Consider the following 18271-nt stretch of genomic DNA (forward strand, 5'->3'; position numbering starts at 1 on the left):
TAGCGCCTCTCCGGGAGGGTTATTTGATGTAATGCACGTGCTCGCAGATTTCATCGACGATAGGGTCGCGACGTTCAGCGAACAGCTTTTTGTTTTCAGCGATCAGGTTATTGCCGTGGGTATCGATGGAAACGATCAGCGGGCCGAACTCTTTTACCCGACACACCCACAGGGACTCCGGCATGCCGAGTTCCGTCCAGTGCACCTCTTCGATCTCCTCAACCTGGGTTGCCGCCACGACTGCGCAGCCTGCCGGGAAGATGACGTGCAGCGCTTTAAACTGCTTGCAGCCTTCTTCCGTCAGCGGTCCCATGCCGCCCTTGCCGACCACCAGTTTGACGCCAGTCTGTTCGATAAAGTCTTTCTCAAACGCTTCCATACGCATGCTGGTGGTTGGGCCGACGGAAACCATTTCCCATTTTTCACCGTTCTTACGTACGATCGGGCCCGCGTGGAAAATGGCTTTGCCGTTCAGGTCATAAGGAATCGGGCGCTTCAGTTCGATCAGGCGGCGGTGGCAAACGTCACGGCAGGTCACCAGCGTACCGGTCAGGTAAATGACATCGCCAACGCGAATGTCTGCCAGATCTTCGGCTTTGATCGGGGTTGTGAGGATCTTTTTCATAACGCGCTCCGGGTGTGAGACAGGTTTTCGAAGGAGAGGTCAGCATGAACCAACAGCGTGCCGCGACGGTGGGCCCAGCAGCCGGTAGAGACGGCAACGCCGATAGTCGACGGGTGGCGCGCGGCGGATTCGATATGCACGCCCATCACCGAGCTATTACCGGTCAATCCTTGCGGACCAATGCCCAGACGGTTAAGTCCTTCTTCCAGACGCAGTTCCAGTTCGGCCGCTTTCGGATTCGGATGACGTGAGCCGATAGGGCGCAGCACCGCTTTACGAGAAAGAACGGCGGCGGTTTCTACGGAGGTGGCAATACCTACGCCCACCAGCACTGGCGGACAAGCGTTGACTGCCAGCGTGGAGATATTTTCAAAAACAAATTTCACCACGCCTTCGTAGCCCTCAGAAGGCATTAACACTTTCGAGCGTCCCGGCAGCGTACAGCCGCCGCCTGCCATGTAGACTTCGATTTCCGCGTCATCGTTATCGGGGATGATGTCCCAGGTGACCCACGGCACACCGGTACCTGTATTTTTGCCGGTATTCACTTCGTCAAAAATCTCGACCGCGTTATGGCGCAGAGGCGCTTTTACCGTGGCGTCTTCAACGGCCTGCTTCAGAATGCTTTGCAGTTCGCCGAGGAGCGGAAAACGGGAACCGACCTTCACGAAGAACATAATCTCGCCGGTGTCCTGACAGGCTGGACGGTTCAGGTCGATAGCCTTCTGCATGTTGTCAAACATGGTGTGGTAGATGATTTTACCCATCGGCGAGGTTTCGCCTTCACGCAACTGTTTTAATTTATCCACGACGTCATCGGGCATGCGGGTAGAAATCATGGCGGTAAAATCAGCGACAATGTTCGTCAGCGTATTTATCGCATTTTGGTTATTTTGATTGCTCATCTTGTTAACTCCAGTTCTTTTATTTATCTGGAAATAAATTCTCCGCCACAAACTACCACTAAAAGTGTGGGTTAATATTATTTGCCACTGTGAATATCTAATTAACAGTTCGTGAATGATGTCCGGATAAGGCAATAAAAATTGCGCAAAGGCAGGGTTTAAGACGCATGAGAGAATTACACTGCGGTGAACAACATTACGGATAGACCGAACATGCTGAACACGTATCCCCTGGCGAAAGACCTGCAGGTGTTGGTTGAAATTGTGCATAGCGGCAGCTTCAGCGCTGCCGCCGCGACGCTGGGGCAAACGCCGGCGTTTGTGACAAAACGCATTCAGATCCTAGAGTCCACGCTGGGGACGACGCTGCTAAGCCGCTCTGCGCGTGGTGTATCGCTCACGGAGAGTGGTCAACGTTGCTATGAACATGCGCAGGCGATCCTCGCGGGCTATCAGCATCTGGTCGATGACGTCACGCAACTCAAAACGCGCCCGGCAGGGATGATTCGTATCGGCTGTAGTTTTGGCTTTGGGCGCAGTTATATTGCGCCGGCAATTACCGAATTGATGCATAGCTACCCTGAATTACAGGTGCATTTTGAGCTTTACGATCGGCAAATTGATTTGGCGCAGGATAATATCGATTTGGATATTCGTATTAATGACGAGATACCGGATTATTATATTGCGCATTTGTTAACGAAAAACAAAAGAATATTGTGTGCGGCCCCACCGTACTTACAAAAATACGGTGAGCCGATGACGTTACAGGAATTAAGTCGTCATGATTGTCTGGTCACCAAAGAACGCGATATGACTCACGGGGTGTGGGAACTGGACAATGGTCAGGAGAAAAAGTCGGTCAAGGTGGCGGGACATCTTTCCTCTAACAGCGGTGAGATTGTGTTGCAGTGGGCGCTACAGGGAAAAGGGATTATGTTGCGTTCCGAATGGGATGTGCAGCCGTTTCTGGCCAGCGGTGAACTGGTGCGTGTGCTGCCGGACTATGCGCAGAGCGCTAATATCTGGGCGGTTTATCAGGAGCCGCTGTATCGCAGCGTGAAGCTGCGCGTGTGCGTGGAGTTTCTGGCGACGTGGTGTCAGAACCGATTAGGCAAACCGGTGGAGGGGTATCACATCCCCCACGCCGGATAAGACGCCGTTGCGTCGCTATCCGACAATAAAATCACTCGGGGTCTCGTTCGCGTTTTTTCTTCAACTTGGTCCAGATCTTCGGCTCCTGACGACGCCACAGACGCTGAATGTTGTCATGGTGACGAAGCAGAATTAAGCACGACAGCATGGACACCGGGAAAGTGAACTGGGGATTGAACCACCAGACGTAAAAAGGGGCGATCAACGCGCTGACGATAGCGCCTAACGACGAGTAGCCGCTCAACAGGACGGTCAGCAGCCAGGTCCCTGCCATCACGCCAGTTAAGTCCCAACCAATCGGCGCAATCGCGCCAAAGGCTGTGGCAACGCCTTTCCCACCTTTAAAGCCGAAGAACACCGGCCAAATGTGGCCCAGACAGGCGGCGATTGCGATCAATCCCAGCCAGAAGGGGCTGACGCCTAGCGCATAGGCACCCCAGACGGGTAACATACCTTTCAGGACGTCGAAAATCAGTACCGCGACGGCGGCTCCCTTGCCACCGATGCGCAGCACGTTTGTCGCGCCCGGATTCCCAGAGCCGCTGTCGCGCGGGTCCGGCAATCCAGCAAGGCGGCATACCAGAATAGCACTGGAAATTGAGCCACAGAGGTACGCGAAGATAATCATTCCAGGCGCGATTGCACTCATAAGCTGTTCCGTTTTGAAAATGTCGTGTAAAACGCTACTTCTGTGGATAATACGCATATTTCGCCGGAAGTGGTATCCGGGTTAGCCAAAAAGCAGGCAGGTCGTGATGGATATTGTATTTATAGAGCAACTTTCTGTAATCACCACTATTGGTGTTTACGACTGGGAACAAACGATCGAACAACGGTTGGTGTTCGATATCGAAATGGCATGGGATAACCGCAAATCGGCTAAAAGCGATGATGTGGCTGATTGCCTGAGCTATGCTGATATTGCTCAAACGGTTGTTAATCATGTGGAAGGTGGGCGCTTTGCGCTGGTAGAACGAGTTGCGGAAGAGGTGGCAGATCTGCTGCTTAGCCGCTTTAATTCTCCCTGGGTACGGATCAAACTCAGTAAACCTGGCGCGGTAGCCCGTGCGGCGAACGTCGGGGTTATCATTGAGCGTGGCAATAATCTGAAAGAAAATAATTAATTTAATAATTTCTAAAACAAACGGGTATAAAAGGGTCCTTTCGTCGGCTCTTTTTTGCCGTGGTTTCTCTATCTAGGGGTTTATTAATGAGTGATATGCACTCGCTGCTGGTGGCGGCAATTTTGGGTGTGGTCGAAGGATTGACGGAATTTTTACCCGTTTCCAGTACTGGCCATATGATTATTGTTGGCCACCTGTTGGGTTTTGAGGGTGACACTGCAAAAACATTCGAAGTGGTTATCCAGTTAGGTTCTATCCTGGCCGTTGTGGTGATGTTCTGGCGACGGCTGTTTGGCCTGATCGGCATTCACTTCGGCAAGGCTCCGCATGAAGGCACTGGCAAAGGTCGGTTGACGCTGGGACATATCCTGTTGGGGATGATTCCAGCCGTGGTACTGGGGTTAATCTTCCACGACACCATCAAATCGCTGTTTAACCCAATCAACGTGATGTATGCGCTGGTGGTGGGTGGTGTACTGCTGATTGCCGCAGAATGCCTGAAGCCGAAAGAACCGCGTGCGCCGGGTCTGGATGATATGACCTATCGCCAGGCGTTTATGATTGGCTGTTTCCAGTGTCTGGCGCTGTGGCCGGGTTTTTCTCGCTCCGGGGCGACGATTTCTGGCGGCATGCTGATGGGCGTGAGTCGTTACGCGGCCTCTGAATTCTCCTTCCTACTGGCTGTGCCGATGATGATGGGCGCGACGGCGCTGGATCTCTACAAGAGCTGGTCTTTCCTCAGCGCATCAGATATCCCGATGTTTGCGGTCGGATTTGTGACGGCGTTTATCGTGGCGCTGGTGGCGATCAAAACCTTCCTGCAACTGATTAAACGCATCTCGTTCATTCCGTTTGCGATTTACCGCTTTATTGTGGCGGCTGCCGTTTACGTCGTGTTCTTCTGATGTCTTGCCGTGGTGCCGGATGGCGGCGTTTTGCCTTATCCGGCCTACGGGTTATATCCGTTTCGAACCTGTAGGCCGGATAAGCACAGCGCATCCGGCAACGCAGTGTCTACGCTTTCGGGCACCGCTGCTCCTTCCAACTGGCTACCGCCGCGATGCGACGCCGGGTCAGTTCTTCACGAATTGCCTGACCTTTGAATCCAGCTTCAACCACGTCTTTCGTTGGCACCGCCTGCGCAACCTGCCAGGCTTCACGTAACAGCCTGCCTTGCGGATAATCTGCTGCTTCAAAACCGGTTCGCCCACGCACATCGGCCTCGCTGGTGAGGGCGATTTGCTCCACGCGCTGCGGTTTGCGCCAGGCATCGATGGAATCAAACAGCTTAACGATGGTTTTCGGCTGCAGGATCGGGAAGGTATGAATGAGGTCGTGGAACTCGGAAACCAGTTTGGCTAAATCACGGATGTCATTCGGCACGCGCAGGCGCTGGCACAGTTGTTCGACAAGCTTAACACCTGCCGGACCGTGGCCGTGATGGCGCGGCCACAGCGCTTTAGGCGTCAATGCCTTGCCAAGATCGTGGCACAGCGTAGCAAAACGCACGTCGACCTCCGGACTTAACATGGCTGCCATCGACAGCGTCATCAGCGTGTGAATGCCGGTGTCGATTTCCGGATGCCACTGCGCGGGAGCAGGAACGCCAAACAAAGCATCCACTTCCGGAAACAGGACGCGCAGTGCGTCGCAGTCGCGCAGGACCTGGAAAAATACCTGTGGGTTACGGGTGGTTAATGCGCCTTCGGTTTCTTTCCACACCCGCTCTGGTGTCAGATGCTCCAGTTCACCAGCGGTGGTCATGTCACGCATCAGCGTCATGGTTTCGTCAGCAATACGAAAACCGAGATGCGCATAGCGGGCAGCAAAGCGCGCCACGCGCAGCACGCGCAGCGGATCTTCGCTAAAGGCAGATGAAACATGGCGCAGCAGACGGTTTTCCAGATCGTCGCGTCCGTTGTACGGGTCGATAATCTCCCCGTCGTCATCGCGGGCGATTGCGTTGATGGTCAGGTCACGACGCTGAAGATCGGCCTCCAGCGTCACATCTGCGGCGGCATAGCAGGTGAATCCGGTATACCCCGAGCCTGACTTACGTTCGGTACGCGCCAGCGCATACTCTTCACGGGTTTGCGGATGCAGAAACACGGGAAAATCGCGGCCTACCTGCTGGTAGCCCGCGTCGAGCATCTCTTGCGGCGTGGCGCCAACAACAACCCAATCTTTATCTTTAATCGGTAGCCCTAATAACGCATCCCGAACAGCACCACCGACCAGATAAATCTTCACGCCACTTTCCTTCTGAAAACTATGATCCCTTAATCATATGTCAGTGTGGCGGAGAAGGCGATTCAGTTCATCCAGCGATCTTTGCGTTTACGGCTTGGGATCATGTGTGGCAGAACCAGGCCGAGCAGCAGACCAAGACCCAACACGCCGCCACCGTACATAAACCACTGCATGATGATGGTGCGCTGTTTGTCATCAAGCTGAAGGTTGGCTGCGCTGACCTTCTTTTGCGCCACGATAAGCTCGTTTTTCAGCTTCTGGTTTTCTTGTTTCAGTCCGTCGATCACGCTGTCGCTTTGCGCGACCTTTTGCTGCATATCAGCGGTGCGCTGGTTCCACGTGGTATCGATATTATTGAGCTTATCGGTCAAGGTCTTAACCTGGTTTTCCAGGTCGGGAACGCGGGTACGCAGGCTCGGCGTACTGTTCAGCTCTTTCAGTGGGATCCAGGCGGTACGTCCGGTGCTGTCTTTCACCTGGCCGTAGTTAGTGTTGGCATCGGTCTGTAATAGCGTGACTTCCTCGCCGGCGTTAACCGTACCCACGAGGCGATAATTATCTCCCGGACCGCTGCGGACCCAGGTGTTCAGTTCGTCAGAGACATAGCGCTTTTCTTCGGCATGAGAGACTGCAGTGGCGCTAAGTGCGAGTAAAGTTAATCCAATCAGGCGTAATTTTGGCATCAGGCTGTCGTTATTGTCATAGAAAGTGGAACGATAGTAGTGGCATCAGTGTCTCTACGCAAAGCATTCGACATCAATCGGAATCATCTGTGTCCTTTTTGCCACCACTCGAAACTTTTACGCCCGTCAAATTGCTCGTTGCATGGCAATTTGGCGCAAAATACTATCTACTGACCATAAAGAACGAACTTAGTTCGCAGTCAGTTTTCTCAACTGTGACATAACCCATAAGTACAAGACCATGGCCCAGGAAATCGAATTAAAATTTATCGTCAATAGTGACGCTGTAGATGCGCTACGTGAACGTCTGAATACGCTGGGGGGAGAGCATCATGCGCCCAGCCAGTTGCTGAATATCTACTACGAAACACCGGATGCGTGGTTGCGTGGTCACGATATGGGGCTGCGTATTCGCGGTGAAAATGGTCATTACGAAATGACCATGAAAATTGCCGGACGCGTGACGGGCGGACTGCACCAACGGCCGGAATATAACGTTGCGCTAAACGCGCCTGAGCTGGACCTCACCTTGTTCCCAACGGAAGTCTGGCCTGATGGCGAGCTGCCTGCTGAACTTGCTTCTCAAGTGCAGCCGTTGTTCAGCACCGATTTTTACCGTGAGAAATGGTTGGTTGATGTTGATGGCAGCCGGATTGAAATTGCCCTCGATCTGGGGGAGGTGAAAGCGGGCGAGTTTGCAGAACCTATCTGTGAGCTTGAACTTGAACTGCTAAGCGGCGATACCCGTGCGGTACTGAAGCTGGCAAACCAGCTGGTTTCGCAAACCGGTTTACGCCAGGGTAGCTTGAGCAAAGCAGCGCGCGGTTATCACCTGGCTCAGGGGAATGCGCCGCGCGAACTCAAACCGACACGCATTTTGAAAGTTCCGGCGAAAGCGAGTATTGAGCAGGGGCTGGAAGCGGCGCTGGAGCTGGCATTATCACAGTGGCAGTACCATGAAGAGCTGTGGGTGCGCGGCGTTAAAGGGGCGAAAGCCGAGGTGCTGGCGGCTATGGGCCTGGTGCGTCACATTCTGATGCTGTTTGGCGGTAATGTGCCGCGAAAAGCGAGCGCTCACTTACGTGATTTGTTGACCCAGTCGGAAGCGATCATTTCGTCGGACGTTTCTGCTGTTTCGGCGGTTTACAGCACGCAAACGGCAATGGCCAAGCTGGCGCTGACCGAATGGCTGGTGACCAAAGGATGGCAGCCGTTCCTTGATGCGAAGGCGCAGGGAAAAATTGCCGACTCCTTTAAGCGTTTCTCTGATACCCATCTTTCACGCCATGCCGCTGAGCTGAAGACCGCTTTTGCGCAGCCGCTGGGCGATCAGTACGCCGATCAGCTTCCTCGTTTGACGCGCAACATTGATAGCATGCTGATGCTGGCGGGATACTACGACGAAAATGTCGCATCAGAATGGATTGCCAACTGGCAGGGTTTGCGTCACGCCATTGCGGCCAACCAATATATTGAAATTGAACACTTCCGCAACGAGGCAATCGCGCTGGAACCGTTCTGGCTGCACAGCGGAAAACGATAATCAGGGCCGAGGCCGGGATGCCTGATGGCGCTGCGCTTATCAGGCCTACGCGATGTGTGTAACTGTCATGTAGGCCGGATAAGGCTAAACGCCGCATCCGGCACTATTCAAAGGATAACCCGTAAATGAAGCAGCTCTCTTCACCGTTACAGCAGTACTGGCCGACCGTTGTTGAGCGGCTGCCAGCAGCAATATCTGAGTCCTCGCTTAGCGTTCAGGCGAAGTCAGTACTTACATTCAGCGATTTTGTCCGTGACAGCATTATTGCCCATCCCGAATGGCTGGCTGAGCTGGAAAGCGCTCCACCCCTGGCGGATGAATGGCAACACTATGCCGACTGGTTACAGCAAACATTGGCTGACGTTAGTGATGAAAACACGCTGATGCGTGAGCTACGCCTGTTTCGCCGACGTATCATGGTGCGTATCGCTTGGGCACAGACGTTGTCGCTGGTGACCGAAGAGAGTATTTTGCAGCAGCTAAGCCATCTGGCTGAAACGTTGATCGTCGCCGCGCGCGACTGGTTATACGCTGCCTGCTGTCGCGAATGGGGTACGCCCTGTAATCCTGAAGGTGTGGCGCAGCCGCTGCTGATTTTAGGCATGGGGAAACTGGGCGGCGGCGAGCTGAATTTTTCCTCCGATATCGACCTGATTTTTGCCTGGCCGGAGCACGGCAGCACACAGGGCGGGCGCCGCGAGCTGGATAACGCCCAGTTCTTTACCCGTTTGGGCCAGCGGCTCATCAAGGTATTAGATCAGCCCACAATGGATGGGTTTGTCTATCGGGTGGATATGCGTTTACGCCCGTTTGGCGACAGCGGTCCGCTGGTGCTGAGCTTCTCCGCGCTGGAAGATTATTACCAGGAACAAGGCCGCGACTGGGAACGCTATGCGATGGTCAAAGCCCGCATTATGGGCGATGCCGACGGCACTTACGTCAGCGAACTTCGTGCCATGCTGCGGCCTTTTGTTTTCCGTCGCTATATTGATTTCAGCGTGATCCAGTCGCTGCGTAACATGAAAGGGATGATTGCCCGAGAAGTGCGCCGCCGTGGCCTGAAAGACAACATCAAGCTGGGGGCGGGCGGTATTCGTGAAATCGAATTTATCGTACAGGTATTCCAGCTGATTCGCGGCGGGCGTGAACCGTCGCTGCAATCCCGCTCGCTGTTACCGACGCTGAGTGCCATCAATGCGCTGCACCTGCTGTCTGATACCGATACGGAACAACTGCGAGCAGCCTATCTCTATTTACGCCGCCTGGAAAACCTGCTGCAAAGCATCAATGATGAACAGACCCAAACGCTGCCAGGCGATGAACTGAATCGCGCGCGGCTGGCGTGGGGGATGAACGTTGATGACTGGCAGCAATTAACTGATGTGCTGGCCAATCATATGGACAACGTGCGCCGGGTATTTAACGAGCTGATTGGCGATGACGAAGCTGAAACCCAGGAAGAGTCGCTTTCAGAACAGTGGCGCGAACTGTGGCAGGACGCCTTACAGGAAGATGACACCACGCCGGTGCTGACGCATCTGGCGGATGACGATCGCCGACGCGTGCTGTCTCTGATTGCTGATTTCCGCAAAGAGCTGGATAAACGCACCATTGGCCCACGCGGACGCCAGGTGCTGGATCATTTAATGCCGCATCTGCTGAGCGATGTCTGTACGCGTGACGATGCCTCAGTCCCGCTATCGCGCATTACCCCTCTGCTGGTAGGGATTGTTACCCGTACGACCTATCTGGAACTGCTGAGCGAATTCCCCGGGGCGCTGAAGCATCTGATTTCGCTCTGTGCGGCCTCGCCGATGGTCGCCAGCCAGCTGGCGCGGTATCCGCTGTTGCTCGATGAACTGCTGGATCCGAACACCCTGTATCAACCCACCGCGACGGATGCTTACCGTGATGAGCTGCGCCAGTATTTGCTGCGCGTGCCGGAAGATGACGAAGAGCAGCAACTGGAAGCTCTGCGCCAGTTTAAGCAAACGCAGCTACTGCGTATTGCCGCGGCCGATATCGCCGGTACGCTGCCGGTGATGAAGGTGAGCGATCATTTAACCTGGCTGGCGGAAGCTATTATTGATGCGGTAGTCCAGCAGGCGTGGACGCAGATGGTCGCACGCTACGGTCAACCTACTCATCTTGGCGAACGCGAGGGGCGTGGCTTTGCCGTCGTCGGTTATGGCAAGCTGGGCGGCTGGGAGCTGGGTTACAGCTCGGATCTCGATTTGATCTTCCTGCATGACTGTCCGATGGACGTGATGACGGACGGTGAGCGTGAGATTGACGGGCGACAGTTCTATCTGCGTCTGGCGCAGCGCATTATGCACCTCTTTAGTACCCGTACTTCGTCCGGTATTTTGTACGAAGTGGATGCGCGTTTGCGTCCGTCAGGGGCGGCGGGGATGCTGGTGACATCGGCTGACGCTTTTGCCGATTATCAGCGTAACGAAGCCTGGACATGGGAGCATCAGGCTCTGGTGCGTGCTCGCGTAGTGTACGGCGACCCGCAGTTGACCTCTCAGTTTGATGCGATTCGTCGCGATATCATGACCCTTGTCCGCGATGGGAAAACCTTGCAGACCGAGGTGCGCGAAATGCGTGAGAAAATGCGTGCCCATTTGGGCAATAAGCATCGCGATCGTTTTGATATCAAAGCGGATGAAGGCGGCATCACAGACATTGAGTTTATTACGCAGTATCTGGTGCTGCGCTATGCGCATGAAAAACCGAAGCTGACGCGCTGGTCGGATAACGTGCGCATTCTGGAATTACTGGCGCAAAACGACATTATGGACGAGCAGGAAGCGCTGGCGCTTACCCGTGCTTATACGACGTTGCGTGATGAACTTCATCATCTTGCGTTGCAGGAACTTCCGGGCCATGTGGCGCTGGAGCACTTTGACGCTGAACGTACGCTGGTGCGTGACAGCTGGCAGAAGTGGCTGGTTGCCGAGTGAAGTGTGCTATTATCGCGCGCAAATTTTAAGACCCTCAGAGAATCTCTCAGGAGACAGGAATGAAAGTAACGCTGCCAGAGTTTGAACGTGCAGGAGTCATGGTTGTCGGTGATGTGATGCTGGATCGCTACTGGTACGGTCCTACCAGCCGTATTTCACCTGAAGCGCCGGTTCCGGTGGTGAAGGTCGATACCATCGAAGAACGTCCCGGTGGCGCAGCAAACGTGGCGATGAACATTGCCTCTCTGGGAGCGAATTCGCGTCTGGTGGGCCTGACCGGTATTGACGACGCGGCGCGTGCGCTGAGCAAAACGCTGGCGGATGTGAACGTAAAATGCGATTTCGTTTCCGTGCCGACCCATCCGACGATAACCAAACTGCGCGTGCTTTCCCGCAACCAGCAGCTGATTCGCCTGGATTTCGAAGAAGGTTTTGAAGGTGTGGATCCGCAGCCTCTGCACGAGCGTATTAACCAGGCGCTGGGTTCTATCGGCGCTCTGGTACTCTCCGACTACGCCAAAGGCGCGTTGGCAAGCGTGCAGCAGATGATTGCTCTGGCGCGTAAGGCTGGGGTGCCGGTGCTTATCGATCCGAAAGGAACCGACTTTGAACGCTACCGTGGCGCAACGCTGCTGACGCCGAACCTGTCTGAGTTTGAAGCGGTGGCGGGCAAGTGCAAAAGCGAAGATGAACTGGTTGAACGCGGCATGAAAGTGATTGCTGATTTCGACCTTTCCGCACTGCTGATCACGCGATCCGAGCAGGGGATGACGTTGCTGCAACCGGGCAAATCGCCGCTGCATATGCCGACGCAGGCGCAGGAAGTGTATGACGTGACCGGTGCAGGCGATACGGTTATCGGCGTGCTGGCGGCGACGCTGGCGGCGGGTAACTCACTGGAAGAGGCGTGCTATTTTGCTAACGCCGCAGCCGGTGTTGTCGTTGGTAAGCTGGGGACCTCCACTGTTTCTCCGATTGAACTGGAAAACGCCGTGCGCGGGCGGGCTGATACTGGTTTTGGCGTGATGAGCGAATCTGAGCTGAAACAGGCCGTTGCCAGCGCCCGCAAGCGCGGCGAGAAAGTGGTAATGACCAACGGTGTGTTCGACATCCTGCATGCGGGCCATGTTTCCTATCTGGCGAATGCGCGCAAGCTGGGCGATCGCCTGATCGTGGCGGTCAACAGCGATGCTTCGACCAAACGTCTGAAAGGTGAAACGCGTCCGGTCAACCCGCTGGAACAGCGTATGATCGTACTGGGCGCGCTGGAATCCGTCGACTGGGTGGTCTCTTTTGAAGAAGATACGCCGCAGCGTCTGATTGCTGGCATTCTGCCGGATCTGCTGGTCAAAGGCGGCGACTATAAGCCGGAGCAGATTGCGGGTAGTGAAGAGGTGTGGGCGAACGGCGGTGAAGTGCTGGTGCTGAACTTCGAAGATGGCTGCTCCACGACAAATATCATCAATAAGATCCAGAAAGACAGCGATAAGTAACACCTGGAAAGTTTGCCGGATGGCGGTGTGAACACCTTATCCGGCCTACGTGACGTAACGTTTGTAGGCCGGATAAGACGCTTTCGCGTCGCCATCCGGCTTTTTTTCGCTTTATTCTTCAGCCGCAGCGCCTCTTTCCCTGATATACCCGCCATATTTCATGCCCTCTTAGATTTCATAGGAAACTGTGAACCCGCGCAGTAGTTTTGCGCACAATATGTACAGAATAACTTCGTATCCAGGGAAATACTGAAATTAGAAAAAGCATATGGCCTTAGCAGATATTCAATAACTGGAGGGTATGCTCATGAACAGCAATATGTATTCACTGAACAATTTCGATTTCCTGGCCCGTAGTTTTGCCAGGATGCAGGCTGAGGGTCATCCCATTGATATCCAGGCGATAACCGGGAATATGGATGAAGAACATCGTAGCTGGTTTTGCAAACGCTATGCGCTGTACTGCCAGCAAGCGACGGAAGCCAGGAAGCTAGAACTGGAACACTAACAGAAAAACGGGCCTTGCGGCCCGTTGTCGTTTTTACTCTTGCGGATCAACTGACGGGATCGCGGGGGCAGGCTTAACGTCTGCCGTTTTATCACGTGATTCAAGCTCAGTCAGACGTTGCTCAAGCAGCGCCAGCTTTTCACGCGTGCGCAATAAAACCTGAGTCTGTACATCGAATTCTTCGCGGCTTACCAGATCCAGACGGGTCAGCTGTGACTGCAGCGTTTGACGAATTTTCTTCTCGACGTCTTCGCCAAACTCGCGGATCCCTTTCGGCATCGACTCGTGAACCTGACGAGCAATCTGCTCAATTTTTTTCGGGTCAATCATTGTGGTTTCCCTGAACTGGTACGTGTTGCTGCCTATTGTAGTGCGAACTGGCACAGGCATAAACCAGAATTGTGTGAAGCTAAGACGAGTAAAGGCGTTGATGAAGGTAATCAATAGCGTTATAGTTAACCCGCTTATTCTCAGGGCGGGGCGAAATTCCCCACCGGCGGTAAATCAACTGATGTTGAAAGCCCGCGAGCGCTTTTTGTTACGGCAAAAAGGTCAGCAGATCCGGTGTAATTCCGGGGCCGACGGTTAGAGTCCGGATGGGAGAGAGTAACGATCCAGTCGGGCATGGACCCGCTCACGTTATTTTTTTGCCGCTTAGACGGTACTCCTAAGACTGCCCTGATTCTGGTAACCATAATTTTAGTGAGGTTTTTTTACCATGAATCAGACGCTACTTTCCTCTTTTGGTACGCCTTTCGAACGTGTTGAACATGCGCTGTCTGCGCTGCGTGAAGGACGCGGTGTAATGGTGCTTGACGACGAAGACCGTGAAAACGAAGGCGATATGATTTTCCCGGCAGAAACCATGACCGTAGAACAGATGGCGCTGACCATCCGTCACGGTAGCGGTATTGTTTGCCTGTGCATCACTGAAGACCGACGCAAACAGCTCGATCTGCCAATGATGGTGGAAAATAATACCAGCGCTTACGGTACCGGTTTTACCGTGACCATTGAAGCCGCAGAAGGCGTAACCACCGGCGTTTCCGCAGCAGACCGTGTTACAACGGTGCGTGCGGCAATTAAGGATGGCGCAAAACCTTCCGATCTTAACCGTCCGGGGCACGTTTTCCCGCTGCGTGCTCAGGCAGGCGGCGTGTTGACCCGCGGTGGTCATACTGAAGCAACCATCGACCTGATGACGCTGGCAGGGTTTAAACCAGCCGGTGTGCTGTGCGAACTGACCAATGATGACGGCACCATGGCCCGTGCGCCAGAGTGCATCGAATTTGCCGGTAAGCATAATATGGCTGTAGTGACTATCGAAGACCTGGTTGCTTACCGTCAGGCGCATGAGCGCAAAGCCAGCTAATTGCTGACTACCGCGACAACCGTGGTAGGGATAAAAAAACCGAAGTCAGTTTCCTGGCTTCGGTTTTTTGTTATTACAACCTGGCTATTTTTTTCTGGCCAGTTTAAGTGCCCAGGCTCCGCTCATTACCAGCAACAGCACTAAACACAAACCAAAAGCGAGCAGGCAGGCCTGCGCCATATTCATAAAATGCCATGGCGGGAGCAGATACCAGCCTTCGGACTGCTGGTACAGATCGACAAACCACTTTTGCACACTGCTAAGCGCTACGCCATCAGGAACGACAGGTGCGTCATAGCCGCAATCTCCAGTGGGCTTAAACCATTCTGGAGCCCAGTTTGCCAGCGGCAAATTGAAAGGGAATGTCGGATCGGTGGAACATCCCTGTACGCCAAAGAGCGAATCCGGGTCCGGGTTATGTACCGCATAATGAATGCCATTAAGTTTGATGGAGAACTTAATACCTATAATGCTGCCATAAAATGCCGCAATGCAGCCGACCAGTTTTAGAATAAGGTTTTTAGGGTTTATTGCCGCGATCAGCCCACCCAAAACCATCACAAACATGGCAAAGCGGATGTATACACATTGCTCGCAGGGGGCCATGTAGAGATAGATTTGGAAGAACGAGTGCGCCAGAATAATTAACCCACCCATGGCACAAGCCATTAGCAACCACAAAAAGCGTCGCTCCTGCCATCTCACCAGGGTATCAACCGGTGCGGTACATAAGTCTCGCCACAATCCTTTAATAAAAGCCATAGCCGGTTCCCTGTTTATTTTGTCGCCAGCTCTCTGACAAGCTCAGCCATGGAATCAATCGATTTGATGCTTTTGGTGTAGATCAGGTACTTACCATTGACGACGTAAGCCGGAACGCCCTGAATTTTGGCAACATCATAAGCCGCTTTCCATTTTTCCAAGGTCTCCTGGACTACGGGTTCTTTTAAGGCGTTCTCGAAGTCTGCTTGACTCATACCCGCAGCATCCAGCCCTGTTTTGATGAATGAAGCGGGATCTTTACCGTCAGACCAGCGTTCCTTCTTGTCGTGGTAGGCAGTGTAGTAAGCAAACTTGGCTTTTTTAAACTGTGATTTGGCGTCAAACAATGAGACCCCTGCGGCCTGATCCTTCGCAATCATTACTGCAAATACTTCACTGGCCTGTTTGCCATATTTTCCTTTGGTTTCGAGATGAAACGGTGTGAAGGCGACGAGATCGGCAACTTTTTCTGACACCAGGCCGGTCACGGCTTTATCATATTTGTAGCAGAATGGGCAGTCGTAGCTGAATACTTTTATCAACGTCTTATCAGCATTGGGAATCGGTTTCTCCAGTACCATATAGTCAGTACCTTCAGTAAAAGCCGATGCTGCAAATGGTGATACCAGCGCCGCCGTTAATACCACGCTTTTAAATAATGAAGTAATCCATTTAGATGACATAATTAATCCTTAATCTAACGAAATTATTTAAACATTTGTTGTGGGCGAACCAGTAATGCGCGGTAGTGCGTTTGGTTTGGTTTATCGGAAAGGACATCAATTTCGACTTTGACTTCTTTTGTTTTGTAGTCAATTTCGTTGATTTTGCCGATGGTTGGCTGTCCAACGTCAAATAAATTAATAGAACCACCAAATCCAAACATCGTGTCGCGGTCTTTTTGATATTCAATTACCGACGTGATAGGACTGTAGAAATCATAACCGCGCTCTTTCCCGTATTCCCAAACCTGCTGAACGGTTCCTTTTTTCTCGTCAATTTTATATTCGACGAATCGGGAGTATTTCATTGTAGGTAGAGCCGGTTGTTCGAGTCCACGGCCATCGCCATTGTCAAAGATGGTTAGTGTTCCTTTGCTGGAGAGCCAGGCGGTGTGTTGGGTGTAGGTAAAATCGAAATCAGTATTCTCGCACTTACCGTTTTCATCACACTTCAGCGCGTTGCCCTTATCATCAACCGGTTTTAACAGTTTGCTTGCCAGCGCCTTATTCCAGCCTTTAGACGGTGCCAGGATCCATTTAACCTGTTTATCACGACCGATTTTGACGACACCCTGATGGCGGGAAGAAAGAATGATGGAGTCATCTTTAGCGTCATAGGCAATGGAGTTTACGTGAGCCCAGTTACGGCCCGCACCAACGCCGAGGGCGTCACCATAGGGGGTATCTGGCTCTAGTTTTGCCTGTTGGCCTGCATGAGCGAGATCCACGTTGACGCATACCGCGCCTGCGTCCAGAGCACCCAGCAGCGCGTCACGCATCGGGTCGAGAATTTGTGTCAGATCCCATACGTCAACAACACGTCCAGATTTATCGACTTCAATAATCTGGTCGCGGATGGTATGTACGTGAAGGCCATCTTCTTTGCGATAATCGCGTTTACCTACGCGTAGCAGTACGGTGCCGTTCACTGTTTCGACCGACTCATGTGAAGCATCCAGGAATCCGCGAGGCAGCTTATGGTCGGCCAGAATTTGCCCCAGCATATCGAATTCATACCAGTGCTGGCCCTGGACGGCGGTGAAGGTGCCTCGCGGTGTTTCACGAATACCCATCAGGTAGCCGCGCTTGTTGATATCCATGTCATGGCCGTCATAGAAGGTGTCCTGATCCAGCCACCACCGATATTCACCTTCCGTATCGACGACAAAGGTAAAGGGTGCGATATCAAAGGGGAGTGCGCCGCCAGCTGGACCCGCATCCAGGATGCCGGCATTTTTATCTTTTTCACCATGCCAGTGGAATTCCGCCCCCTGCGGGGTAAAGGTGTGGGTATTCACCAGATAAAGACGATCTTCAAAACCCGGTGCTACTTTAATCACTTTTGTTTGCTGTAAATCAGATATTGAGCGGTTATCCATGTAGTGATTTACGATGGCGGAAGTTTGCACCACATAATCATCTTTCATGGCCTTACCGTTTTCTTTATATTCAACGGTTACCTTATTTGCGAACTTTTGATAAAGGCCAAAAATAGGAATGCCATCGTACGTGGCGAGTGACTCTTTGCCGACGGTATAAGTCACCGGAACGCCTTTTTCACCTTTACCATGGACGGTAACTTTAACATCTGAAATAACGTGGCTATCTAATTCAACCAGCGCAGTAAGTGGGGCATTTCCATAAGGGTCAACTACTATTGCGCCCAATTTTCCTGCAGGTTGGGCCGGTTGAAAACCAGCGGCAAGAGAGTTTCCTGCTGCTAATCCAAATGTCAGTGCCAGAGTCCCTGCCAGAAGTGTTTTTCGGTATTGTGTAAACATGGATATATCTCCTTATATTACCTATAAATATAATCTTGCTGAATATATTATGTTTTTACTGTTTTGATAAAATAAAGCAGCATTGCTAATACTACTTTTGTAATGCATTAATTAATATTGATGAAATGTATTATTCTGCAGAAACTAATTTTTATTATTTTTTTTGATAGTATGAGTGAGATATTTTAAGAACAATATTTATTATTGCGTAGTGTGATCTTGTCGACATTGTTTTAATTGTTTATAACGAGTTTGGCTAATAGCGTAGCCGCTGATTTATATGATCGAAATCATATATTTGTTTCTGAAATATGCCACTATATGAGTATGTCAGAATAAGTTTGTGTAAAATTTTAACGTTAAATGTTTAATGATGTTAAAT

17 protein-coding genes and 1 riboswitch are annotated in these 18271 nt (G+C 52.3%); of the genes, 8 read left to right on the forward strand and 9 right to left on the reverse strand.

What is annotated here, in order from left to right:
* Positions 1-19: 19 nt before the first annotated feature.
* Together ttdB and ttdA are read right to left on the reverse strand one after the other, a co-directional pair.
* Positions 20-625 (reverse strand): L(+)-tartrate dehydratase subunit beta, encoded by a 606-nt coding sequence (ttdB, locus tag OGY04_RS03265; RefSeq protein ID WP_003828447.1) that lies wholly within the window; start codon positions 623-625, stop codon positions 20-22.
* Positions 622-1530 (reverse strand): L(+)-tartrate dehydratase subunit alpha, encoded by a 909-nt coding sequence (gene ttdA, locus OGY04_RS03270; RefSeq protein ID WP_003828445.1) that lies wholly within the window; start codon positions 1528-1530, stop codon positions 622-624. The genes ttdB and ttdA overlap by 4 nt, the downstream gene beginning before the upstream one ends.
* A gap of 213 nt (positions 1531-1743) precedes the next feature.
* Here ttdA and ttdR point away from each other — a divergent pair, with 213 nt between their 5' ends.
* The gene (gene ttdR, locus OGY04_RS03275) at positions 1744-2685 is read left to right on the forward strand and encodes an L-tartrate utilization transcriptional activator TtdR (RefSeq protein WP_267439068.1); all 942 of its coding nucleotides are present in this window, start codon (positions 1744-1746) and stop codon (positions 2683-2685) included.
* 31 nt (positions 2686-2716) lie between these two features.
* Here the strand turns inward: ttdR and plsY are convergent, their stop codons facing one another.
* The gene (gene plsY, locus OGY04_RS03280) at positions 2717-3334 is read right to left on the reverse strand and encodes a glycerol-3-phosphate 1-O-acyltransferase PlsY (protein ID WP_003828443.1); all 618 of its coding nucleotides are present in this window, start codon (positions 3332-3334) and stop codon (positions 2717-2719) included.
* 106 nt (positions 3335-3440) lie between these two features.
* Here plsY and folB point away from each other — a divergent pair, with 106 nt between their 5' ends.
* Together folB and bacA are read left to right on the forward strand one after the other, a co-directional pair.
* Positions 3441-3809 carry a bifunctional dihydroneopterin aldolase/7,8-dihydroneopterin epimerase gene (gene folB / locus OGY04_RS03285; protein WP_003024659.1) on the forward strand — a complete coding sequence of 123 codons (369 nt, stop codon included), beginning with the start codon at positions 3441-3443 and terminating at the stop codon, positions 3807-3809.
* A gap of 86 nt (positions 3810-3895) precedes the next feature.
* Positions 3896-4714, forward strand: coding sequence for an undecaprenyl-diphosphate phosphatase (gene bacA / locus OGY04_RS03290; RefSeq protein WP_003828439.1), 819 nt, complete (start codon positions 3896-3898; stop codon positions 4712-4714).
* Positions 4715-4823: 109 nt separating this feature from the next.
* On the opposite strand, the gene OGY04_RS03295 is transcribed toward bacA, so the two are convergent.
* Both OGY04_RS03295 and OGY04_RS03300 read right to left on the reverse strand, forming a co-directional pair.
* Positions 4824-6059 carry a multifunctional CCA addition/repair protein gene (locus OGY04_RS03295; RefSeq protein ID WP_048215522.1) on the reverse strand — a complete coding sequence of 412 codons (1236 nt, stop codon included), beginning with the start codon at positions 6057-6059 and terminating at the stop codon, positions 4824-4826.
* Positions 6060-6121: 62 nt separating this feature from the next.
* On the reverse strand, positions 6122-6742 hold the full coding sequence (locus tag OGY04_RS03300) for a TIGR04211 family SH3 domain-containing protein (protein ID WP_003828434.1): 621 nt from the start codon (positions 6740-6742) through the stop codon (positions 6122-6124).
* Between the two features lie 241 nt (positions 6743-6983).
* Between OGY04_RS03300 and OGY04_RS03305 the strand changes: the two genes are divergently transcribed.
* The 4 genes from OGY04_RS03305 (at position 6984) to glgS (ending at position 13252) form a co-directional block, all read left to right on the forward strand.
* Positions 6984-8285: a CYTH domain-containing protein gene (locus OGY04_RS03305; RefSeq protein ID WP_286584737.1), complete on the forward strand. Its 1302-nt coding sequence runs from the start codon at positions 6984-6986 to the stop codon at positions 8283-8285.
* Positions 8286-8410: 125 nt separating this feature from the next.
* Positions 8411-11251 carry a bifunctional [glutamate--ammonia ligase]-adenylyl-L-tyrosine phosphorylase/[glutamate--ammonia-ligase] adenylyltransferase gene (glnE, locus tag OGY04_RS03310; RefSeq protein ID WP_286584738.1) on the forward strand — a complete coding sequence of 947 codons (2841 nt, stop codon included), beginning with the start codon at positions 8411-8413 and terminating at the stop codon, positions 11249-11251.
* A 59-nt stretch (positions 11252-11310) separates the two neighbouring features.
* On the forward strand, positions 11311-12744 hold the full coding sequence (hldE, locus tag OGY04_RS03315) for a bifunctional D-glycero-beta-D-manno-heptose-7-phosphate kinase/D-glycero-beta-D-manno-heptose 1-phosphate adenylyltransferase HldE (RefSeq protein WP_128611689.1): 1434 nt from the start codon (positions 11311-11313) through the stop codon (positions 12742-12744).
* A gap of 301 nt (positions 12745-13045) precedes the next feature.
* The gene (gene glgS, locus OGY04_RS03320; RefSeq protein WP_008785836.1) at positions 13046-13252 is read left to right on the forward strand and encodes a cell surface composition regulator GlgS; all 207 of its coding nucleotides are present in this window, start codon (positions 13046-13048) and stop codon (positions 13250-13252) included.
* A gap of 33 nt (positions 13253-13285) precedes the next feature.
* Here the strand turns inward: glgS and ubiK are convergent, their stop codons facing one another.
* Complete coding sequence (ubiK, locus tag OGY04_RS03325) at positions 13286-13582, reverse strand: ubiquinone biosynthesis accessory factor UbiK (RefSeq protein ID WP_020996337.1); 297 nt, start codon at positions 13580-13582, stop codon at positions 13286-13288.
* Between the two features lie 132 nt (positions 13583-13714).
* Positions 13715-13864, forward strand: a riboswitch (FMN riboswitch).
* 106 nt (positions 13865-13970) lie between these two features.
* Between ubiK and ribB the strand changes: the two genes are divergently transcribed.
* Positions 13971-14624 (forward strand): 3,4-dihydroxy-2-butanone-4-phosphate synthase, encoded by a 654-nt coding sequence (gene ribB / locus OGY04_RS03330; protein WP_003828424.1) that lies wholly within the window; start codon positions 13971-13973, stop codon positions 14622-14624.
* 84 nt (positions 14625-14708) lie between these two features.
* Here ribB and dsbI read toward each other — a convergent pair whose 3' ends face one another.
* The 3 genes from dsbI to assT are packed head-to-tail and all read right to left on the reverse strand — an operon-like array spanning position 14709 to position 17889.
* The gene (dsbI, locus tag OGY04_RS03335) at positions 14709-15386 is read right to left on the reverse strand and encodes a protein-disulfide oxidoreductase DsbI (RefSeq protein WP_032945038.1); all 678 of its coding nucleotides are present in this window, start codon (positions 15384-15386) and stop codon (positions 14709-14711) included.
* Between the two features lie 14 nt (positions 15387-15400).
* Complete coding sequence (locus tag OGY04_RS03340; protein ID WP_286584739.1) at positions 15401-16069, reverse strand: thiol:disulfide interchange protein DsbA/DsbL; 669 nt, start codon at positions 16067-16069, stop codon at positions 15401-15403.
* 23 nt (positions 16070-16092) lie between these two features.
* Positions 16093-17889, reverse strand: a complete 1797-nt coding sequence (gene assT / locus OGY04_RS03345; RefSeq protein WP_008785832.1) for an arylsulfate sulfotransferase AssT — start codon at positions 17887-17889, stop codon at positions 16093-16095.
* Positions 17890-18271 lie beyond the last annotated feature (382 nt).

The organism is Citrobacter sp. Cpo091 (assembly GCF_030332645.1).
Taxonomy (GTDB): Bacteria; Pseudomonadota; Gammaproteobacteria; order Enterobacterales; family Enterobacteriaceae; genus Citrobacter; species Citrobacter portucalensis.

Excerpts from the sequence above, each read along its gene's own strand:
- ttdB (WP_003828447.1), bottom strand. The coding sequence starts at position 625 with ATGAAAAAGATCCTCACAACCCCGATCAAAGCCGAAGATCTGGCAGAC.
- ttdA (WP_003828445.1), bottom strand. The coding sequence starts at position 1,530 with ATGAGCAATCAAAATAACCAAAATGCGATAAATACGCTGACGAACATT.
- ttdR (WP_267439068.1), top strand. The coding sequence starts at position 1,744 with ATGCTGAACACGTATCCCCTGGCGAAAGACCTGCAGGTGTTGGTTGAA.
- plsY (WP_003828443.1), bottom strand. The coding sequence starts at position 3,334 with ATGAGTGCAATCGCGCCTGGAATGATTATCTTCGCGTACCTCTGTGGC.
- folB (WP_003024659.1), top strand. The coding sequence starts at position 3,441 with ATGGATATTGTATTTATAGAGCAACTTTCTGTAATCACCACTATTGGT.
- bacA (WP_003828439.1), top strand. The coding sequence starts at position 3,896 with ATGAGTGATATGCACTCGCTGCTGGTGGCGGCAATTTTGGGTGTGGTC.
- OGY04_RS03300 (WP_003828434.1), bottom strand. The coding sequence starts at position 6,742 with ATGCCAAAATTACGCCTGATTGGATTAACTTTACTCGCACTTAGCGCC.
- OGY04_RS03305 (WP_286584737.1), top strand. The coding sequence starts at position 6,984 with ATGGCCCAGGAAATCGAATTAAAATTTATCGTCAATAGTGACGCTGTA.
- glnE (WP_286584738.1), top strand. The coding sequence starts at position 8,411 with ATGAAGCAGCTCTCTTCACCGTTACAGCAGTACTGGCCGACCGTTGTT.
- hldE (WP_128611689.1), top strand. The coding sequence starts at position 11,311 with ATGAAAGTAACGCTGCCAGAGTTTGAACGTGCAGGAGTCATGGTTGTC.
- glgS (WP_008785836.1), top strand. The coding sequence starts at position 13,046 with ATGCTCATGAACAGCAATATGTATTCACTGAACAATTTCGATTTCCTG.
- ubiK (WP_020996337.1), bottom strand. The coding sequence starts at position 13,582 with ATGATTGACCCGAAAAAAATTGAGCAGATTGCTCGTCAGGTTCACGAG.
- ribB (WP_003828424.1), top strand. The coding sequence starts at position 13,971 with ATGAATCAGACGCTACTTTCCTCTTTTGGTACGCCTTTCGAACGTGTT.
- dsbI (WP_032945038.1), bottom strand. The coding sequence starts at position 15,386 with ATGGCTTTTATTAAAGGATTGTGGCGAGACTTATGTACCGCACCGGTT.
- OGY04_RS03340 (WP_286584739.1), bottom strand. The coding sequence starts at position 16,069 with ATGTCATCTAAATGGATTACTTCATTATTTAAAAGCGTGGTATTAACG.
- assT (WP_008785832.1), bottom strand. The coding sequence starts at position 17,889 with ATGTTTACACAATACCGAAAAACACTTCTGGCAGGGACTCTGGCACTG.